The organism is Bradyrhizobium sp. BRP22, from assembly GCF_020194175.1.
Taxonomy (GTDB): domain Bacteria; phylum Pseudomonadota; class Alphaproteobacteria; order Rhizobiales; family Xanthobacteraceae; genus Bradyrhizobium.
In genome coordinates this window covers 1-566 of record NZ_JADYVX010000119.1, presented here as the reverse complement: position 1 = coordinate 566, position 566 = coordinate 1, and the positions used below count along the sequence as shown (strand labels likewise).

The window sequence follows — 566 nt, the reverse complement described above, 5'->3', positions numbered from 1 at the left end:
GCTCTTGTGTCCGCAGAATCTGCCAGAATGTGCGAACGGGCGGTTGGATCAGAACCGCCCGTCGCTGGATCTGAGCCCGATCGTGCTCCAAGGCCCTGAGAGCCTGTCGGGAAGCGCGGGACAGATCCGGTGTCTTCCTCAACCCGAACAGTTGCACGGGCTGCGAGCCCGAACCGAGCAAGGAAGGGCGTGGATGATGGCACAAAACGAGGTTGGTGTCGCCGGGATCGATGTGGCCAAGGACAAGGTGGACGCGTGCCTTCGCGCGTTGTCTCAACGGCAGACCTTTGCGAGCACCGCGGAGGGACGGCGCGCGCTGATCCGCTGGCTGCGCAAGCACAAGGTCGGCAAGGCCGCCATGGAGGCCTCGGGCGGCTACGAGCGGGAGTGGGCCAGGGCGCTGCGCGAAGCCGGGATCGAAGTCCGGATCGTCGACCCCAAGCGGGTGCGCAGCTTCGCCCGATCGGCGGGACGGTTCGCCAAGAATGATCCGATCGATGCGGAGATGATCGCCTGGTTCGCCGAGACCTTCACCGACGCGCCGGGCCAAGCCGGCGATGCAGCCC

Annotated in this window: 1 protein-coding gene; it reads left to right on the top strand. The window is 66.4% G+C overall.

Annotated elements, in window-relative coordinates:
- Positions 1 to 193: 193 nt before the first annotated feature.
- A partial coding sequence (locus I6F35_RS39635; RefSeq protein WP_225122971.1) for a transposase occupies positions 194 to 566 on the top strand: 373 nt, incomplete at its 3' end.